Consider the following 17,213-nt stretch of genomic DNA (forward strand, 5'->3'; position numbering starts at 1 on the left):
TTACCTAACAGCAAATTTAGCCAGCGGTTAGCGCACGCCTGTAAATCCGCGTTGCTGCTTATAGGTGGCATGTTAAGGAGTAGAGGTGGCTGGCGATGGAGTTGTAGTAGTCGCAACTGTTGTGGTAGGCGCAGCGGTAGTTGCGGCAGGGGTAGTCCCGCTGGTGGTGGCAACGGCGGTAGTTGGAGAGGGCGTGGCGCTAACCGGAGGAGTGGTTGTCACAACGGTGGTTGCGGCAACCGTAGTGGTAGTGACAATCGCAGTAGTTCGCACAACGGTAGTAGTAGTCGGCGCAGCAGTGGTAGCTTTGGCAACTATTTTGAAAGGAATCGGACCTGTTACGATTTTATCGTTAAATTTTATCACTAAATCATAATTAGCAGGTAAAATATAAGTCAAAGGCTTGGCAAAAGAGATAATTCCGTCTGATTGCGTAAGTTTGGTTTTATCTGTTAGGAAAGCTTGGTTCACGCCACGCACCCTGAATTCCAGTGTCAATTCTTCACCGGGTTTGCCATCGCTGATTTGCATTATGAAGTACAGGGTATCGCTTGGCTCGAAAGTATCTATATTTGTACCGTTCAAACCACCGCTATAACTTTTTGCCAATAACGATTTAACCACTACCGGAATTTTTGGCTCGGCAGTAGCAGTTGGGGGTAATGCCGTAGCGGTTGAAAGTGGCGTAGCTGTGGGCTGAGCGGTGGCTGTTAATGCTGCAAAAAACGCGGCAGTCGCCTCTATATTTGGCGTAACGGTCGGAATATCTGACAGAGCAGTAGAACTCACGCCAACAGTATTTGTAGCAATCGCCGCTGTTGAAGCAATCACAGTTTTGTTATTGCTCTGTCCGTTGATAATGAAAAAGCCAGAAATGACCAACACAGCGCCCAAAATAAAAATCGCAATTATACCGAGTAACGCCCATTGTATTTGCAATTTGGGTTTATAGGGGGGCAAGATTGTAGGAATATCTTTTTCTAAGGGATGTTCTTGTACAAAGGTTTCTGGAATTTGCGAGTTCTGGTTAGCATAGCCGTCCTTACCGAATTCCCCTGTTGGTATCCTATTATTTGCAGCGCCATTTCCCCCTAAATTCTCGTAACCTTGCTCAACATTACCGGATAAAATTTGTGAGTTTGGAGTTGGGTTTAGTTCGCGTTGTGAGTTCAGATAGTGAGCGTTAGCATAGTGGGGTAAATTCCCGTAGTCGGCAGCAGACCCATTTCGGGAGAACTCTGCTCCAATAGGTTTATCCGCGGGTTGCTGTGATGCGGCGTTAATTACAGCCACCTTTGCCCTATCCGAAATAGCGGGTTTTGATTGGGAGGGAGGGTTGCTGGTATCAGGTTCTTTTACCGGATACGCCAGTTCTTCATCATCTGGACTAAGCCATTTTTGCGCGAATTCTCGATGTTCTACAGCTTCAAGGTAGGCATCTTCGATAGACAACACTCTATCATAAGCTTTTATGGCGACAAGCCATTTGCCAATATTGAAAGCAGCTTCAGCTTCAGCGTAGGCTTTATCTCGCTCATTTTCAAGCAAGGTACGCACCCTGTTTAAGGCTGTACTCACATCATCGGCGCTGCTATAGCGTTCTTTTGGTTCTTTTTCAAGGCATCTTAGTACCACTGCATTTAGCATGGGCGGACAGTAGGAATTATATTTGCTTGGTTTGTCGGGAGTACGCTCGCGCACGAGCTTGAAGTTGTAAGCCATCGTATCGTAGTCAAAATCGCTTTTGACGGCGCGGAAGGGCAGATAATAGCGTCCAGTTATAGCAGCGTATAGGGTTGCCCCAACCGAATAAATATCGGCAGCAGGGGTAATGCGATTATCTCCACGTGCTTGTTCTGGAGCCATATAGTTTATTGTACCCAAATTCGAGCCGCTAACCGTTAGATCGGCTTCGCGCCCTTCATGGGGTTGGTGGGCTATCCCGAAATCGCTTATCTTGGCATGTCCATCGAAAGTTAGCAGGATATTGCTGGGCTTCACGTCACGATGCACAATCCTGAGACGGTGAGCAGCGGTAAGACCATTACATACTTCTGCCATTAGGATAACAGATTGCAATAGCGGAAGCTTACTTTTGCTCTTGATTAGCTCGGTCAAGTTGCCGCCGCTAATAAATTGCATAACATAAGCGTTTTCGTCACGCAGCAAATCGGTTAAATGTACAATGTTGGGATGTTCGCTAAGACTGGCAAGCGCTTGCCATTCTGTTTCAAACAGGCGACGCGCTTTGGGGTTCGACTCATCGGCGGAGAATTGTTCATGTAGTTGTTTTACTACCACATCTCGATTTACCAATAAATCGCGGGCGCGATAAGCAATCCCGAAACCGCCCCGCCCGATTTCTTCTAGTATCTGATATCGATTGCGAACAACTCCCTTGAGAGGCATAGATATATAAACCGAACCAAAATGCTAAAACATATGATTAGAACTCAATTCACCCTTTCGTGCCGCACTATAGGCATGTCAGGAGAATAGTAGTTTATCACCACTTAACTATAAAAATATAACATTATGGTAATTAACGCAATAAAGTATATCACATCCATCATGCAAAAAAGGGCAAATAATTTGAAATTATTCACGTAGTCTTTTTGCCAAATTATTCTGCTTGAATACGCTTCCATGAATATTTGCGTTTGTAGCAAGTAGGGAGGGCTGAAGTTGCGCTCCTAGCTAGAGGTTATCCGCTATTAGCTTAAACCGCGATAGCATGCGATACGGGTATAGAGGGTAATTTGAACATTACCCGCGTTCCCTGACCGATTTCACTTTCCAAGCGGATTTCGCCTCCCATCGCCTGAATGGCATCTCGCGTGATTGCCAGCCCTAATCCTGTTCCGCCTGTTCCCCGATCGCGGCTCTTATCCACCCTATAAAACCGCTCAAACACGAATGGCTGGTGTTCATGAGCAATACCGCAACCGTTATCGCGTACCTCAAAATAAACCTGTCGTTCTTTTGTCAATTCTTTGACTTCGATTCGGATTTCCCCTCCTACCGGAGTGTATCGCAATGAGTTATCAATCAGATTACTCAAGATATGGCTTAAGGCTTCGGGGTTAGCATACACATGGGGTGAAGGTTGGATTACATCGAGGCTAAGACTGATGTTTTTTTCTTTCGCCGCATGCCGGAAGCGATTTATAATGAGTTGTAACTCAGGTTCTACTTCAAATTCTTCCGGTCTGACCGTTTCCAATGACTGCTCGTTATTAATCCATTCGCGCATCGAGTTGACCATTGACGACATGTGCTGTACTTCCAGCAATATATGGTCATAAATATTGTTTCTTCTGACTGAATCGGTAACAAGTCCATCCCGCAAAACTTCAGTATAGCCCTGCACACTACTCAAAGGAGTACGCAATTCGTGGGATAAATCTGCAACTAGGTCTTTACGCTTTTGCTGAGTCAAGCGCAAAGCTTTACTCATTTTGTTAAAACTGGCTGCCAACCTCCCTAAGTCGTCCTTGCCTTCAGGTGTTATTAGTAGGTTATAATTGCCATCCGCTATGCGTTCGCTGGCTTGTTCGAGTTTGCGAAGTGGACTAATTACAGTGCGCGAAAGCAAAAAGCCAAGCACAATTGCAAACAGGGCGGAAATTCCAGAGGCAATCATAATTGAATTATACATAGGGCTGGTAACATAGCCCGGAAGGCTATCATCTCTGATTTTATACGCAACTCCCGTGTTTGGATTCTGATTTTGGTTGTTTGACACAACTAACCCCCCCGACTGGATGGGCCAACCGCTATCGGCTGCCGCCTGCCGGATTCTATCCTGATCCACCTGTGGACTACGAATGCTTTGCCGCACCTGCGCTAATTGCGCCTCCGCCGTAAGCTCAGGGTTACTAATAATAGTTTTGAGCTTATCAATTATATCGGTAGCGGGTGGTGGGGTAGCTGTTTGGGACATCACCTTTTCGAGCCGTGATTCAAACTCACGAGTTTGATTATTTATAATTATAAGGAAAACTACTGAGCAAGCCAAAGATGTAAGGAAAACCATACCGGTCATACTCAAGATGATTTTTACATTCAGGGATAGTCGCATGCACTACACCGCCTCACGCGAAAGTTTATAACCTACACCGTGTATCGTTTCTACCAAATGCGAATTTGGCAATTTTGCCCGTAAATTTGATATATGTACCCCTATTGCTCGCGAGGCAACCAAAGAATCACAATCGTAAAGCGCTTCTTCCAGTTCAGTTTTGGTAAAGACGCGACCGGGTTGTTGCGCCAGCGTAGTTAGTAATTCAAATTCTTTATTGGTTAGCGAAGGTATTATCTTATTATCAATAGCTACTTCGCGGGTATCAAAATTTATGAAAAGCCTTCCGAGATTAAGCGTTTTTTCAGTTTCAATATTGACAACCTCATCTTTAGGGCTTTTCTCCAACCGCCGGAATATTACCCTGATACGCGCCATCAACTCGCGCGGACTAAAAGGTTTGGTCAGATAATCGTCCGCCCCTGTTTCAAGCCCTAACAATTTATCAACCTCATCTATACGCGCTGTAACCATAATTATAGGCACTTCGCTGGTGATGCGAATCTGGCGGCAAACTTCCAATCCATCCATACGAGGTAGCATCAAATCAAGCAGCACAAAATCCGGTTGTACCTGCTTAAATAATTCGAGCGCTTCTACTCCATCCCGCGCATGCGTAACTTCATAGCCTTCGGATTGGCAATAGATTGAGACGTAATCCACAATTCTAGGGTCGTCTTCAACAATTAAAATTCGTTTTTGTTTATGCCCTTGCTGACGCGACGCTGTGGAATTATGATAAATGGCAGACATTTCCCCCCCTGCCTTAACAACATTTTAAAACGTGAAAAATTACCAGGTTATTTTGCATAACCTAATAAGTAATTTTAGCACGGAATATTTGTTAATAACGTCGGTTAGATGTAAAGAAAGTGCAAATGCTTAATAGCGGAATTTTATTTGCCAGACTCTCCAAGCAGCCTCTAAAGCTATTTTTGCGCTCATTTTGGATTTGCCTAACTCTCGGTCGTTAAAATGTATCGGGACTTCCACTACTTTGAAGCCATATTTCTGGCAGAGATAAGCCATTTCAACCTGAAAAGCATAGCCATTCGAGCGCACTTTTTCCAGAGGCAATTTTCGCAAGACCTCCGCACGGAACATTTTGAACCCGGCGGTAGTATCATGCACTTTCAAGCGCAGAACCGCCCGCGCATATATTGAGCCGCCCTTGCTAATTATGCGTCTGATAAGTTTCCAACGCTCATCAATTGAGCCGCCCGCTACATAGCGAGAACCGACCGTGACATCGGCTTTCTTTATAACCCGCGCAAATTCTTTGAGTATCTTTGGGTCATGCGAGAAATCTGCGTCCATCTCAACGATGAAACTAGCCCCTCTACTCAAGGCATGCTTGAAACCAGTGATATAAGCCGACCCCAAGCCCATTTTGCCGGGTCGTTTAAGCACCTCAAGTTTGCCGGGGTAATCATCCACTGCTAATTGGGCTGCTAACTGCCCTGTTCCATCGGGCGAGTTATCATCTACAATCAGAACTCGTAGGTTTAAGCCCAAGCCAAATAAAACTTTTAGCAGAGAGGGTAAATTTTCGGCTTCATTGTAGGTAGGAACCACTACCATTATAAACTTGTCTTCAGTGTCGGGAATGATTGGGCTAACATCCGCGCCAATAGTTGCACTACCAGAACCTGAGAAGGATAAACTGAACATTCGGTATTATCTCACCTTATAAATCCTGATTGTCGGACCGGGGCGTTCTGCGCTATCCCCCGGAAATTCTTTTACCAGTTGCGCTTCTTGGAAAATTGCGCTGTAGTTCAAAGCAGCCTGCGGGTCGGTTGCAATAAGCTCTTTATATTCATAGCTACTGGCTACTAGGTAATCGTAGCCCTGTTGCTGATACCATTCCAGACCTCTCCCGCCGATAGGACGTTGCTCGGTAACGCCCTGAAAACGCTCAGGCGAAAGATATGGCGTAAAAGGCTCTAGCCGCAATTTTGCGCCAACCGGGAGGTTTTGGGTAATCCATGCTCCCGCTTGAATTCTTGTATCGGGCTGCAAATTATAGCGCGTTGTTAAAATACTATTTCGTATGCCAAAGAAGAAAAATCCCAGAGTTAATATTACCACAATAAAGGTTTTTATTACTAACCGGCTATTGCTATCGCGCATTTTGCCCTGAAACAGCTTGAAACCTTGCACTGTCAGCCACAGAATAAATTCAGCGGCAAGCAGCGCCATTGATGGCAATAACGGAATCAGGTTTCGGGGAAAGTGTACCAATGCCGATGAGAAAAAGAAATAACCTGTTGCAGGGAGTGATAAAATCAACCAGTCAGCGCGACTCTGCCGTATCAACGCCAGCAGGATTCCACCGCCCAAAGCCACTACACCCTGATATACAAACGCCTCGTTGAATATATAGGATAGGTAGGCTTTCCAACTCTCTCCCGTAAAGTTTGCGCCGTGTCCCTCTAGCGTGTAATGGCGCACTTGGAAAGCCATTTCATTCAAGAACCCGCTCAAATCCAGCGCTAGAAAGGGGGTAGTTAGGATGAATACACCCAACGCTAACCCTATTGTTGCGCCAAGCCTGACAAAGCCTATTCCCTTGCGTTTCTCGCTCAGGAAATGCGCCAGAACTACTGTTATCAGCACTATTGCCACATTGTATTTTGTGCCAATAGTCAAACCGGACGCAACCCCCGCCCATAAATACCACTTTAGCTGTCCAGTCTTGTAAATCAAAGCTGCAAACAACAAAGTCAGGGTAGCAAAAAAGCCCACCATAATATCGGGCGTAACATAGCGTGAGTTTTCGCTATGTAGTGGAATAATTGCCAGAATAAAAGCTGCGGTCAAACCTGCTGCCGAGGAATAGACGATGCGCCCGATTAGATAGATTAAGCCCACCGTAGCAATACCAAGCGTAGCCGATAAAAGCCGCCCCGCCAGATAAAAATTATCCGGCACAATTTGGTTCAATCCTGTAAAAGCCCCACTACCGACCCCTGACAGGAATTGAGGTAAAGATAGAATAAATTGGGTGTAAAATGGTAGGCTGGGCCAGCGAAAGAAATGCGGATTCAAATCACCCGTTTGCAGCATCTTGATTGCGGCAGTTACGGTTGTAGGCTCATCTGGGTTATCGAGGTAGGGCAAACTCTGGGAGATACCGGGCAATCTGACTCCAACCGCCACTATTAAAATCAAGCCAAGCAACAGGTTTTTAGGCTTTAAAAGGATTTTAGCCCATTCTCTCGCTCTTGCAGGTTGTTTAGCATATATCGCCGCTGCTACTCCCGCCAACGCCAACCCAAAAAGTGTAATAGCCGGTATTCGGGTTGGTAGCGCCAGCCACAAGATATATCCGGCAAATACCAGCAAACCCAGTGTACGTTCAAACCATGGGTTGGTGAGTAATATTCTTTTATAAGTTAGGGGTTTTAGGTTTTTATCCAACCAGCACTGCTTTCTGAAATTTGCTGCAAGCCTCAAAACAGGAAGGATTTTAACAGTTTGAGCTTCAAGGCGCAATGTTGCCGATATATTTATATATTTCAAATTTCAAACCTGACGATTGCATAAAAGCATGCTTTTAGCTATGATTATGATAATTTTCGGAATTTAAGCTATAATCTTTTTTAGGAATCATCACTAATAACGCGCAGCAATCAAATCATATACATAAATCTATAGAAATAGAATTCACTAATTAAGGGAGAGTATGCAAACAACTGCTATTTCCATTGAATTATATCCGGTAAAGAATTTTTGGAAGGGGCGCGGACAGCAGCATCCGGTAGCTATAGTTGAGCATACCATGCAGGGGACATTGGAAGATACGTTTCGGTATTTTAACGGCGATTTAGGTAATTACCCAGTTTCGGCACACTACGGTGTGGGACGGGATGGGCGTATCTGGCAATTTGTGGCAGTTGAAGATACTGCTTGGGCTAACGGTATAGTGCAAGATTATGATATTACCCTTGATTGGGTTACTGAAGCGTTAAGAGAGGGCGTAAATCTGAATTCCATAACCATTTCGATTGAATATGAGGGCTATAGTGGGGAACCACTCACTCAAGAACAGTATGAAGCGGCATTGGAATTACACCGCCAATTGTTGGCTCAATGGAACATACTTGCCGATGAGCAGCATATTATCGGGCATTCTCATTTAGACAGGCTAGAGCGTGCCGCCGACCCCGGTGCAGGCTTTCCATGGGCGCATCTATTACAAGCTCTCGTTAATTCAGGTCAGAATAATGTAGAAATAGCTACTGAGCCTGAAGTAAAGCCACTACCAGTTTGGATGGATGATATTCCAACTGCGATTCCAACGGAACATAGCTTTGAGCTAAACGATTTATTTATAGGTGAGTCAGAATTCATACCGGCTAAAGAGAGTTCTTCTAGTTCTGAGATAGAACCCGAAACAGTTCTGCATGATATAGTCCAAATGCCAGCATATACTCCCGAAGAACCTTTGAAGCCCTTCACTTTTGCAGATTTCTATCAAGAACCGCAGCAAGATGAGGTTACAGAAGCGGATTTTGAACAAGCTGATTACGAAATAGCTCCTTCTGGTGAAATACCATCAATGATAGGTGATGATGATCGCGCCTTGTTTTTTAATCACGCGCTTACGCATCCCGAAGAATTGCCGCCACCCCAGGCAGCTATGTTGCCTAATTTTGATGTTGAAAAAGAGTTCGAATCTTTTTTCCAAAATGAGTTATTTGCCAATAAGCCTGTTTTTGAAACAGAAGTTGTGGCTACTTTTATCAGAGCAGAGCTTGGAAGCGGAATGATAAATGTGGAGTTGGCAAATATCCGCAAATCGCCTTCTATGGAGCAAGGGACAGTATTACGAACTGCTCAACGAGGAAACAGATTTCAATTCGATGGGTATGTAATCGGTCCGGAATTGTTGGGTAGTATTTACTGGCTACATATTGCCAATGAACATGAGGAAAGCTGGATACATGCAGCGTTGGTGAGACTGGATTATTCCTACGATTTTCCACCTCGCTCCTGAATGCTAACAAGATGTTAAAATCTTTTTAAAAACTCCTTAATCCGCTCTTTACATGAAGAGTCTAGTATTCTTTAGCTTAGAGCGATAATTTTTATTCTTTTCTCAAAATTATTTATCTGGGCGTATTGTAATCAATAAAAGGGATACCCTCAATGAGTGTAAAACAGGAAACTTCTACTGAGGCGTATGAAAAAGGGTCATTGGCTAACGCAATTGGTGAGCCTGTAATGATTGTGCCTAAGCGTACTCCTGAAGAAAAACGCAATGTAGCGCGAAATCGCCGGATTGAGTTTGCTTGGGCATTGCTTTACATGTTGCCTGCTTTGATAATATTTATAGCTTTTACATATATTCCATTTTTCCGGGCGATCTACCTTAGCTTTTTTATTACCGATGCTAAAGGCGACCCGGTTAAATTTAACGATGTAAAATACTATTCACGCATCTTGAACCTAGACGATAGTGGACGATCCGAATACTTACGTAGCATTTGGACTACTATTATTTTTACCATTATGGTAGTACCGCTTGGGATTATTGCTTCGCTGGCGTTAGCGGTGCTGGCAACCGCTAAAGTGCAGATAATCGGCGTTTTCCGTACGATTTTTACCAGCAGCGTGGCGATTTCTGTAGCCAGTGCAGCGGTTATTTGGTCTTTAATCTATAGCCCAAACGTAAAAGTAACCCAATGGCTAATTGATTTACTTCAAATCAAATCTACCACTTTGCTTAACGATGCGCTAACTGCGTTACCTGCAGTAGCTTTTATGACCATTTGGACTTCGCTCGGTTTTAACTTTATCATTACCCTTTCCGGCATTCAGGCAATCCCGCAGGATTTATACGAAAGCGGTCTCATAGATGGCGCAGGTGGTTGGAAGGCTTTTCGATTTATTACGCTGCCATTATTAACCCCTACGTTGCTTTTCCTGTTTGTCATTTCGGTTATCTCCAGTTTCCAAGCGTTCACCCAATTTAACGTATTAGTAGGTAATGAAGGTCCCGATGGCACTACCAACGTACTGGTTTACACTATTTTTACTGCCTTCTGGAAAGATAACCGCTACGGCTTTGCCTCCGCGCTATCGGTGGTGCTGTTCGTGGTCTTACTCGTGCTGACATTTATTCAGTTCAAATCGTTGGACAGGAAGGTGCATTATCAATGAGCGCACAAACCGGTCTAGTTAAAACAGATTCATACTACGGCTCATTTCAGGCAATCCGCCTAATCAAGAAAGTGGCTACCTATATTTTGCTGGTAGCAGCTTCATTGATTGTGCTGTTTCCGCTGTTTTTTTCTTTTTCGTTGGCATTGCAGGGACCCACAATTGCACCAACATTATTGCCAGATTTCAGTAAATTAGACTTCTCGGCGTTCGGGGATGCCTTTAAAATAGAAAAAAATCTTGGTCGCTGGATTCTCAACTCTTTTGTGGTGTCACTTCTGGTTACACTTGGACAACTTTTTACTTCATCGCTGGCAGCTTACGCGCTGGCAACCCTTAATTTTCCGGGCAAGAACATTTTCTTTTTTATTATCCTCGGTACTTTGATGATACCTTGGGAATCTACAATTATTACCAACTATTTGACTATTTCAAACTGGGGCTGGAAAGATAGTTATCAAGGCTTGGTTGTGCCGTTTCTGTCAACTGGCTTTGGTATTTTCCTGATGCGTCAGTATTTTATGACAATACCGCGTGACCTCTACGAAGCCGCTATTATAGATGGGTGTGGGCGTACTCGTTATCTATGGTCTATATTGCTGCCATTATCGCGCCCTGCACTGGGAACTCTGGCGGTTTATGCGTTTTTGAATACCTGGAACCAATATTACTGGCCCCTATTAGTAATAGATGCCCCTGAATGGCGTACCACTCAGGTCGGCATTACGGTTTTCAGATCTTCCGAAATTGCAGTATTCAATTTACAAATGGCGGCAACAATTATCGTGATGTTACCAACACTGCTATTGCTCGTTTTCGGTCAACGCCAATTAGTGCGGGGCTTGACCGCCGGTGCGCTTAAAGGGTAATACGCCTGAGTTTATCCGGCATAGGCGTGTTGGTTGTCGTTGAAGTTATTTTATACAAGAAGGAGAGAAGGTTTTGAAAATCAGTAAATCATGGAAATTGATTTCGCTGGCGATGGTCATCATTATGTTGGCTGCTATGCTGGTGGCTTGCGGTGACAATACCGCGACTCCCGTCCCTGCTACTACTGCTGCTACCACCAAAGCAGCCACTACCGCTGCGGCTACTACTGCGGCTGGTGCAACAACCGCTGCTACCACCACCACTGCGGCTGGCGCTACTACTGCGGCTGCAACGACCGCTGCCGCCACCACTGCGGCTGGTGCGACAACCGCTGCCGCTGCTCCTGCTCCCACCATTACTCCTATCCCGCCCGTAGCGCAACCTGCCGGTTCGCTAAAAATAACCTTGTGGTTTGGTTTGACTGGCGCATTGGGTAACGTTGTACAGCAAACTGTTAACAAATATAACACCAGCCAGAGCAAATATTACGTTGAAGCAATTCAACAACCTGATTACGATGCTACCCTAAACAAGTTCAATACTTCACAAGCGGGCGGCAGTTTGCCCAGCGTAGTGCAGATTTACGACATCGGTACTCAGCGTATGATTGACTCCAAGCGCGTGCTACCGGTGCAAGATTTTATTGACCGCGATAAGTTGGATGTTGTCAGCGACATTGAACCGGCAGTTCGCAACTACTATACCGTTGGAGGCAAGCTCTATTCGATGCCTTTCAACACTTCTTCCCCGGTAATGTACTTCAACAAGGCTGCTTTCAAGGAAGCCGGGCTAGATACTGAAAAACGCATCTGGACTTACGATGAAGTGTTTGATGCTGCTAAGAAACTCACCAAAAAGGATAGCAGCGGCAAAGTAACCCAGTATGGCGCGGGCTTTACCGCCTATAGCTGGTTGTTCGAACAAGAATTGGCGATTCAGAATGCCCTTTTCGCCGATCCTAATAACGGACGTGAAACTCGTAGCTCCAAACTCATTTTCAACACCGATACCGGCGCCAACTGGCCTAACTTCCTGAAGAAGTTGTTAGATGAAGCTCCTGCCAAATATTTTGGACGTGATGGCGGCGCAAATAGTACCGCTCGCGACTCCTCCTTTGTAACTGGTGAATCCGCAATTACCTTTAACAGCATCGCTAACCTACGCGGTTACCTCAGTAGCGCTCAAACTGCCGGAAAAGGCGTAGATGTTGGGGTTGCCTATTTGCCACGCCCTACAGGTGCAACCGGTGGCGTAATTATCGGTGGAGCTTCACTGTGGATTACCGACCAAGGTAGCAAAGAGCAGCAGGAAGCCGCTTGGGATTTTGTTAAATGGACTTCCCAGCCTGAAACTCAAGCATATTGGTCTGCCAATACCGGATACTATCCTATACGCAAAGCTGCTTACAATGTACAGGATATGAAGGACACGCTGGCTAAATACCCGCAATTCCAGATTGCGGTTGACCAGTTGCGGGCTTCGCCTTCCGGTTTCCCGACCGCTGGCGCAATTTTCGGCACTTTCATCTCAACTCGCCAAAATATCGAGGCTGCGATGGATCAACTGCTGACCAAAGGCGGCACTACCAAGCAATTGCTGGATGATGCTGCCAAAAAGTCCAATGAACAATTGGATGAGTACAACTCTACCGTGAAAAAGTAGTTATAAAAATGCCCCTTCTCGTTTTGAGAGGGGGCTTTTTTTAATTAATCCTGTTCAGCGGTCAACTATTCCGCTTCTTCTATTTCTGGTATATCCTTTTTTGGCTTAAAAGTTGTTTGAGGAGGGGCTTCTATTGGTTTTTCAGGCTGCTGCGTTTTAGCATTGCGCCGTTTTAGCCAGACTACAACCAACGCCGAAGCTACAAATAATAATAAAAACCAACCCCGCCGCGACTTCTTTTTGTCCGGCGCCTTTGCGCTATCTTTAAGTTTTGCCATTTTATCTCACAAGTATTCGCTAGAATTGATTATAAGAGCTAATATTTTAGCCTACTCTATCTTTTCCACATTATTTCGACAAGCTTATTATACAGGTTTTCAGGATTGCGGTGTGAAAGCCTCTGCACTATATCTACCTCAGATTGATGGAATCCCGAATTATGTGTAAGGAAGAGGAGTTGAACGAGGGCGCATCGCGTTGCGCCCCTACCAATCCGAACCTATTTCTTTGTCAAACCCCCTATTAAAAAGTTTTTATAGGGGACAATTCCTTTCTTGCAACAGCCCTGCTTATTTGAGCTTACGCCTCCACAATCCAATACAAATTATGCTATACTAAGCTCGTTATTTTTTAGCAAATTTGAATCTGCTCGTAAAGTAAAGCCTCAATAAAAAGTGAAAACGAAATCACAAGGAGCATTCTCTAAATGAAAAAAGTCGCGATATTTAGCGGCATCGCGGTAGTAGTATTAATTGCAGCTCTCGTCGCGGTGTTAATTTGGGTTGATACCGATTTTCTGCGAAAACTTTCCTATGTATCCTTAAGTATGATGTCGATATTCGCATGCGGCTTACTAATCGCTGTTACTGCGCTTGTGGCAATCCTAGCTGCTTTGATACAGGTGCTTAACAACCTCACCCGTGATAAAGTTAGCCCGCTAATTGATAAAGTCAATGAAGCCGCCGATACGGCGCGTGGTACGGCTATTTACGTTGGTGAGGGTGTAGTATCTCCAATGGTACGACTTGCGTCCTTGTTGGCGGCATTGCGTGGCGCAGTTTCCGCCCTTTTTACCAAGAGGAGCTAATATATGCGCCATTACCGTGTATATAAAGCTCCAAAAAACAACAATTTTACTCAAGGTTTCTGGTTAGGTCTAGTGTCTGGAGTGTTGGGGGCAGTAATTGTGCTGGGACGAAATAGAAGTTAAAACTTTCCGGCGTGCAGGCGTGAACATACGCTACCGCTTGTTTAAAGGGGATGCCTCTGCTACTCCCATTGTTTTTGTGCATGGTTGGGCAGGTAGCCAAGATGATTGGCTGTCCCTTTTTGAAAACTATTGCCAGCAAGGAATAACCTGTCTTGCCTATGATGCGCCCGGTTTCGGTATTTCACAGTTCGATAGCAAGATAGAATCGCGCCGCGCCGACTTTAGCATTGAACGCTACATGGGAGATTTGCTGGCGTTGCTGGATCATTTGAAGTTGCAACGGATAAGGCTAGTAGGTCATAGCTGGGGTGGAGTGGTAGCGATGCGTTTTGCAGCACGTTATCCCGACCGAATCAGCGAACTGGTGGTCATTGGTGGGGCGTACTATGACCCTCACAACTGGATTCACTTTATCTTCAAGTGGATTAGCTGGGTGATGGTTTGGCTGATTATAGCGGTAAAACCTCTTTTACGGCGTTACAAACGTGTTAGAAAATTTGCGGTGCGCCGTTATACTTATCAACCATTACCGGAGCGGGAAGCTGAACTGGTGATGAACGATGTAATATGCAGCGATAACCGAACGCTTGAGAAAACTCTTTGGAGCGGCTACACCGTAAAATTCAAAGAAGTCTGTCCGGCAATCACTTCTCCTACCCTATATGTGTCAGGAAAATACGATCAAGTAGCCCCCCCGATGTTTGTAAAACCCTTCGTGGAGATGACTCCCTGCTCGCATTATGCGGAACTACAAAAGTGTGGGCATTTCCCCATGCAGGAAATACCGGAACGCCTCATTGAAACCCTCAATAATTTCTGGGAAAAAACAAAGTAGGCTAAAGCGAAATATACACCTGACAAAATCATACCACAGGGAAAACCAACGCTGTTCCCTGTGGTATTAAATTTAACTTCTTATTTAAGAATGGTCGGTGGCGTTTGTGCCGGGACATTTGCTGGAGCGGTGGAAGTGGGAGGAGTTCCCGCTTCACTAGCCGGACGCGCAGTGCCTTCTGGGCGAGCGGGCTTCTCTGATTTGGTTGCCTTAGACATAATCATGGTAAGGGATTTTCCTTCCATTCGAGGCGACTGATCCAGAATAGAAATGTCTTTTAGCATTTCAATAAGCTGTTCCAGCAAATCCTGACCTATGTCGGTATGCGCCAATTCACGCCCTCTGAACCGCACCGTAATCTTAACCTTATCACCATCTTCAAGGAAGCCCCGCGCTAGGCGAGCTTTTACTTTAAGGTCATGCTCTGCTATTTTAGGCTCAAGCCTGATCTCTTTTACAGTAATAACTTTCTGGGTTTTGCGGGCATCGCGCTCTTTTTTGGTCTGTTCATATCGATATTTACCATAATCAAGCAGACGGCATACAGGAGGTTGAGCGTTAGGGGCAACTTCTACCAGATCGAAATTTCGTTGGCGTGCCATGCTTAGCGCGTCACGGGTACGCATAATTCCGGCTTGCTCTCCATTTTCATCAATAACGCGAACTTCGGGTACGCGGATACGCTCGTTCACGCGAAGATTTTTGCTAATAGTAAAACTCCTTTCGGCAAATATTTGCTGATAGTTAATAGTATTGGCATAACGGTTAATTAATCTGATAATTTACCGTTTCGTGCCGGAGTAACTTCTCTACCACGAGTTGGTACTCTGACTAATTTTTAACTTCAAAAGATATTATCTAAAGCCAAGATACCCTTCCGCGGACCAAAGCTATAGCAAAGGTTAGGAGAGGGTAAACTAGTAAATAAGTTGTTCAAATCAAAAAAGAATAAACTTGCGGGTATTCAAAGCCAGCAGGTTTATACAACATTAATAATAACACGCATATTTGACTACGTCAACGCCATATGGGACAAGGACCAGGGATTATGCGTTTAGCTCAAACTTCTCGTATCGAGATACAGCAAGTGTATCAATTTAAAATAATTTCAGGTTCACTGTAAGGTCATTAGAGGGGGCAGCTATTTTCAAACGCATAATCCCTGGGAAAAGGGTTGACGAGTATGGCGGAATATGCTACTATATATCTCGCTTGGGTCGCTAGCTCAATTGGCAGAGCAACTGACTCTTAATCAGTGGGTTCAGAGTTCGATTCTCTGGCGACCCATCCAAGCCCATTGCAAAGGTCAGAACGCATCCCTTCCCACTGATTTTCAGGGGGAAAAATGCAACCTAAAACCACTGATACTACGAAATTACACCGCGTAAAGGCTTGCCCTTTTGCCGGGATGATTACCCGTTGGCTAGATTTTTGCCGCGCCAACGGGCTATCCGAAAAGACCCTCCACGATTACGAAGATAAATCTAACAAGTTCCTTTGGTGGTATAAGCACACTGGGTATTACGATTCCAGCGGCTCACACCCGGTAAACGTGTCTATCGAGCATGCCACCGAATTTGTAACGTACTTGCGTAGCCACCAACCGGAACGTTGGGGCATCATCGAGCGCACGAATAACAATTGCGGTAAAGACCTCTCCCCCGCCTCTATCGCTTCCTACGGGCGCGTAGTCAAGGTATTCTTCAACTGGTTGGCAAATGAAGACTATATCGAAACTAGCCCATTTGCAAAAGTGAGCTTCACCACCAACAAGGGCGATAATGAAAAAGAGGGGCAGACCGAGGAAGTAGCGACCTATTTTGAGCGCTCGTATGCAGTTAAAAAATCATCCCTTTTAATACCGGCTTTTGTACAAATAGTTTGAAGGGTTGAGGATTTAACGGCGCTATGATTAGGGATTGTCATTGTGGTTTTGCTGCCATCAGAGTTGTTTCTTGCAAGCGCAATATGCTCGGCTTCTCTTACAATCTGAAAACCGAGCAATTCCAGCGCTTTCAAAACACGACGTTTAGGGGCATCAACGGGGAATTTAGGCATTATACAGGGACAGTGACCTCCTCAACCGAAGCGCTAATAATTGGATCCTCAAATATTCCCAAAGTCTGCTCTCCGAATGTTTCCATGTGAAATTTAATTGCGGAGAGCAGGTCATTTATAGCTTCTTCTTTAGTATTACCGTCGCCAATAACAACACCTTCAATACCGAGGGGGTAAGCCACCCACCCGTCTGGATGTTCTTCTGCGATTATTTTAATCTGAATTGTGGATTTCTTTTTATTTTCCATTGGGAATACTTCCGTAATTACTTAATTTTTAACTACTAACAAGGGTGAGCGCGAGGTGAATATATTGTTACCTAGCAGATT

The 17,213-nt window shown here is 44.9% G+C and carries 15 protein-coding genes and 1 tRNA gene; 8 read left to right on the top strand and 8 right to left on the bottom strand.

All coding sequences use genetic code 11. The features are described from left to right. Positions 1–72: 72 nt before the first annotated feature. The 5 genes from WCK19_RS09815 to WCK19_RS09835 all read right to left on the bottom strand — a co-directional run bounded on the left by WCK19_RS09815 (position 73) and on the right by WCK19_RS09835 (position 7,504). On the bottom strand, positions 73–2,409 hold the full coding sequence (locus WCK19_RS09815) for a serine/threonine-protein kinase (protein WP_342397194.1): 2,337 nt from the start codon (positions 2,407–2,409) through the stop codon (positions 73–75). A gap of 310 nt (positions 2,410–2,719) precedes the next feature. Next, entirely contained in the window at positions 2,720–4,081 is a 1,362-nt protein-coding gene (locus tag WCK19_RS09820) for a HAMP domain-containing sensor histidine kinase (protein WP_342397195.1), read from the bottom strand. 3 nt (positions 4,082–4,084) lie between these two features. Continuing rightward, the gene (locus tag WCK19_RS09825; RefSeq protein WP_342397196.1) at positions 4,085–4,834 is read right to left on the bottom strand and encodes a response regulator transcription factor; all 750 of its coding nucleotides are present in this window, start codon (positions 4,832–4,834) and stop codon (positions 4,085–4,087) included. Between the two features lie 129 nt (positions 4,835–4,963). Next, positions 4,964–5,752 (bottom strand): polyprenol monophosphomannose synthase, encoded by a 789-nt coding sequence (locus WCK19_RS09830; RefSeq protein WP_342397197.1) that lies wholly within the window; start codon positions 5,750–5,752, stop codon positions 4,964–4,966. A 6-nt stretch (positions 5,753–5,758) separates the two neighbouring features. Further along, positions 5,759–7,504 carry a glycosyltransferase family 39 protein gene (locus WCK19_RS09835; RefSeq protein WP_342397198.1) on the bottom strand — a complete coding sequence of 582 codons (1,746 nt, stop codon included), beginning with the start codon at positions 7,502–7,504 and terminating at the stop codon, positions 5,759–5,761. A 265-nt stretch (positions 7,505–7,769) separates the two neighbouring features. Here WCK19_RS09835 and WCK19_RS09840 point away from each other — a divergent pair, with 265 nt between their 5' ends. The 4 genes from WCK19_RS09840 to WCK19_RS09855 all read left to right on the top strand — a co-directional run bounded on the left by WCK19_RS09840 (position 7,770) and on the right by WCK19_RS09855 (position 12,781). Next, a complete protein-coding gene (locus WCK19_RS09840) occupies positions 7,770–9,083 on the top strand; it encodes a peptidoglycan recognition family protein (protein WP_342397199.1) in 1,314 nt (437 codons plus the stop codon). Positions 9,084–9,235: 152 nt separating this feature from the next. After that, positions 9,236–10,249 carry a sugar ABC transporter permease gene (locus WCK19_RS09845; RefSeq protein ID WP_342397200.1) on the top strand — a complete coding sequence of 338 codons (1,014 nt, stop codon included), beginning with the start codon at positions 9,236–9,238 and terminating at the stop codon, positions 10,247–10,249. Beyond that, positions 10,246–11,118, top strand: a complete 873-nt coding sequence (locus tag WCK19_RS09850) for a carbohydrate ABC transporter permease (protein WP_342397201.1) — start codon at positions 10,246–10,248, stop codon at positions 11,116–11,118. The genes WCK19_RS09845 and WCK19_RS09850 overlap by 4 nt, the downstream gene beginning before the upstream one ends. 73 nt (positions 11,119–11,191) lie before the next feature. Continuing rightward, on the top strand, positions 11,192–12,781 hold the full coding sequence (locus WCK19_RS09855) for an ABC transporter substrate-binding protein (RefSeq protein ID WP_342397202.1): 1,590 nt from the start codon (positions 11,192–11,194) through the stop codon (positions 12,779–12,781). A gap of 65 nt (positions 12,782–12,846) precedes the next feature. Here WCK19_RS09855 and WCK19_RS09860 read toward each other — a convergent pair whose 3' ends face one another. Beyond that, positions 12,847–13,059, bottom strand: coding sequence for a hypothetical protein (locus tag WCK19_RS09860; protein WP_342397203.1), 213 nt, complete (start codon positions 13,057–13,059; stop codon positions 12,847–12,849). A 428-nt stretch (positions 13,060–13,487) separates the two neighbouring features. Here WCK19_RS09860 and WCK19_RS09865 point away from each other — a divergent pair, with 428 nt between their 5' ends. Further along, positions 13,488–13,868 carry a hypothetical protein gene (locus WCK19_RS09865; protein WP_342397204.1) on the top strand — a complete coding sequence of 127 codons (381 nt, stop codon included), beginning with the start codon at positions 13,488–13,490 and terminating at the stop codon, positions 13,866–13,868. Between the two features lie 97 nt (positions 13,869–13,965). After that, positions 13,966–14,826: an alpha/beta hydrolase gene (locus WCK19_RS09870; RefSeq protein ID WP_342397205.1), complete on the top strand. Its 861-nt coding sequence runs from the start codon at positions 13,966–13,968 to the stop codon at positions 14,824–14,826. A gap of 80 nt (positions 14,827–14,906) precedes the next feature. On the opposite strand, the gene infC is transcribed toward WCK19_RS09870, so the two are convergent. Further along, positions 14,907–15,518, bottom strand: coding sequence for a translation initiation factor IF-3 (gene infC, locus WCK19_RS09875; protein WP_342397206.1), 612 nt, complete (start codon positions 15,516–15,518; stop codon positions 14,907–14,909). A 522-nt stretch (positions 15,519–16,040) separates the two neighbouring features. Between infC and WCK19_RS09880 the strand changes: the two genes are divergently transcribed. Both WCK19_RS09880 and WCK19_RS09885 read left to right on the top strand, forming a co-directional pair. Beyond that, a tRNA-Lys gene (locus WCK19_RS09880) sits at positions 16,041–16,113 on the top strand. 58 nt (positions 16,114–16,171) lie between these two features. Beyond that, positions 16,172–16,711 (top strand): hypothetical protein, encoded by a 540-nt coding sequence (locus WCK19_RS09885; protein ID WP_342397207.1) that lies wholly within the window; start codon positions 16,172–16,174, stop codon positions 16,709–16,711. A gap of 172 nt (positions 16,712–16,883) precedes the next feature. On the opposite strand, the gene WCK19_RS09890 is transcribed toward WCK19_RS09885, so the two are convergent. Next, complete coding sequence (locus WCK19_RS09890; protein WP_342397208.1) at positions 16,884–17,132, bottom strand: hypothetical protein; 249 nt, start codon at positions 17,130–17,132, stop codon at positions 16,884–16,886. Positions 17,133–17,213: the final 81 nt, after the last annotated feature.

The organism is Candidatus Chlorohelix sp. (assembly GCF_037138995.1).
Classification (GTDB): domain Bacteria; phylum Chloroflexota; class Chloroflexia; order Chloroheliales; family Chloroheliaceae; genus Chlorohelix.

Bases quoted from the DNA above. Each gene is read 5' to 3' on its own strand.
- WCK19_RS09815 (WP_342397194.1), bottom strand. From the start codon at position 2,409: ATGCCTCTCAAGGGAGTTGTTCGCAATCGATATCAGATACTAGAAGAA.
- WCK19_RS09820 (WP_342397195.1), bottom strand. From the start codon at position 4,081: ATGCGACTATCCCTGAATGTAAAAATCATCTTGAGTATGACCGGTATG.
- WCK19_RS09825 (WP_342397196.1), bottom strand. From the start codon at position 4,834: ATGTCTGCCATTTATCATAATTCCACAGCGTCGCGTCAGCAAGGGCAT.
- WCK19_RS09830 (WP_342397197.1), bottom strand. From the start codon at position 5,752: ATGTTCAGTTTATCCTTCTCAGGTTCTGGTAGTGCAACTATTGGCGCG.
- WCK19_RS09840 (WP_342397199.1), top strand. From the start codon at position 7,770: ATGCAAACAACTGCTATTTCCATTGAATTATATCCGGTAAAGAATTTT.
- WCK19_RS09845 (WP_342397200.1), top strand. From the start codon at position 9,236: ATGAGTGTAAAACAGGAAACTTCTACTGAGGCGTATGAAAAAGGGTCA.
- WCK19_RS09850 (WP_342397201.1), top strand. From the start codon at position 10,246: ATGAGCGCACAAACCGGTCTAGTTAAAACAGATTCATACTACGGCTCA.
- WCK19_RS09860 (WP_342397203.1), bottom strand. From the start codon at position 13,059: ATGGCAAAACTTAAAGATAGCGCAAAGGCGCCGGACAAAAAGAAGTCG.
- WCK19_RS09865 (WP_342397204.1), top strand. From the start codon at position 13,488: ATGAAAAAAGTCGCGATATTTAGCGGCATCGCGGTAGTAGTATTAATT.
- WCK19_RS09885 (WP_342397207.1), top strand. From the start codon at position 16,172: ATGCAACCTAAAACCACTGATACTACGAAATTACACCGCGTAAAGGCT.
- WCK19_RS09890 (WP_342397208.1), bottom strand. From the start codon at position 17,132: ATGGAAAATAAAAAGAAATCCACAATTCAGATTAAAATAATCGCAGAA.